Origin of the sequence: Gardnerella sp. 30-4 (assembly GCF_001641215.1) — a bacterium.
GTDB classification, from domain to species: Bacteria; Actinomycetota; Actinomycetes; order Actinomycetales; family Bifidobacteriaceae; genus Bifidobacterium; species Bifidobacterium leopoldii.
Map to the genome: position 1 here is coordinate 1 of NZ_LXJL01000156.1, position 1,451 is coordinate 1,451.

At 40.2% G+C, this 1,451-nt stretch carries 2 protein-coding genes; both read right to left on the reverse strand.

Translation table 11 applies throughout. The features are described from left to right. Nucleotides 1–93: 93 nt before the first annotated feature. Nucleotides 94–630: an FHA domain-containing protein gene (locus tag A5294_RS06335; RefSeq protein WP_004119723.1), complete on the reverse strand. Its 537-nt coding sequence runs from the start codon at nt 628–630 to the stop codon at nt 94–96. Between the two features lie 33 nt (nt 631–663). Next, nucleotides 664–1,365, reverse strand: a complete 702-nt coding sequence (locus tag A5294_RS06340) for a DUF3662 and FHA domain-containing protein (RefSeq protein WP_004119721.1) — start codon at nt 1,363–1,365, stop codon at nt 664–666. Between the last annotated feature and the right edge of the window lie 86 nt (nt 1,366–1,451).

The window sequence follows — 1,451 nt, forward strand, 5'->3', positions numbered from 1 at the left end:
ATTTTTATCTGTTATAGATGATATTTTTTCTATTTGCCCAGTAACTGCGGTCTGAATTTCTTCTTCGTTATTTGAATTGATTTGTTTCATTTGTTACCTCAATTCAAACATTGTTGCGCCGATTCGCACAGAAGTACGCGGAGCTAATATAACAGGCTCAGTAACACGATTATGACCAATCATGGTTCCATTTGTGCTGCCTAAATCTTCAAGAACCCAAGAATTAACTGATTGATTAAAATAAACACGAGCATGGTGTGAAGATACAAATTCATCGTTTAAGACGACCGTATTAGAAGCAGCACGACCAAGAGTCACACCAGCAGCGTTCAATGGGAATGAAGATCCTGCCAAAGGTCCATCAATAACAACTAACAAAGTTGGAGAACCGGATGTATTTTCTTGATTTTCTGCTTTGGTAAATACTGGCGTCTCACGCACTTGCATGACTTGTGAAAACTTTGCTTCACGAGAATTACGACGAGAACTTTTCTTCCAAAAACGAGATTTTTTAGGACTAAATACTTCAATATCGCAGCGAAGCGAACGGATAGCGCACCATACAAAAATCCAGAGTAAGACTAGAAAGCCATACTTAAGTATTGCAAACGTTAATTCAGTGAACATCATGCGCGTTATCGTCTCCTAGCTCGGAAATACTTACTACTCCTGGTCTTGAGACGATGCCCAATAAAGAATACGCGTACGACCAATAGTAATAGTGTTGCCATCAACCAATGTTGCTGCAGGAACCTGATGACCTTCTACATATGTACCATTAGTAGATCCAAGATCACGAGCAATAACACCGTCAGGAGTTATATCAATACCAAGATGATGACGAGAAATACCTGGATCATCTATTACAATATCGCAACCAGACCCACGTCCTAAAATAGTACGATCCTTTGTAAGCAGGTACTGGTTACCATTAATTTCAAGCATAGGATGATTCTGTTGCTGATCGTCTGTGGTAACAGGAACAGCATTACCCTGAACAGATTCAGATGTCAAATGGAAATTACCTTTAGTTAATTCCAAATCCTCTTCAAAAATAACAACTACAGGTCCTACGAAAGCATAATGCTGACTCTTAGCATATTGAGTAAGATTATCTGCAAGCTCATTAGCTAATGCTTCACTGCCCCATTGTTCAATATGATCAAAATCAGGCGTACTCAGCTTAAAACGATACTCATTTGGAGCAACTGTGTGATCTCTGCCAATAGGCATGGCTTCAGCGTCAATTTCACGTTCCAAAGCACTCGAAAAATCGACTGGCTGCAAATCTTTGGAGCCGAATTTTGCGAAGACGCCGTTCATTGCACCTTCCACGCTCTTCTCAAATCGGTCAAACACGCTCATGGTAACCCTTTCTATCTGTTCATCATAGTACTCGTCACCGGGTACGGTGTTCAACTACCACACGCTTTTCTTCTAATATATTTTCT

What these genes read in the sequence shown, in the direction of transcription:
- A5294_RS06335 (WP_004119723.1), bottom strand. Translation starts at nt 630, where the DNA reads ATGATGTTCACTGAATTAACGTTTGCAATACTTAAGTATGGCTTTCTA.
- A5294_RS06340 (WP_004119721.1), bottom strand. Translation starts at nt 1,365, where the DNA reads ATGAGCGTGTTTGACCGATTTGAGAAGAGCGTGGAAGGTGCAATGAAC.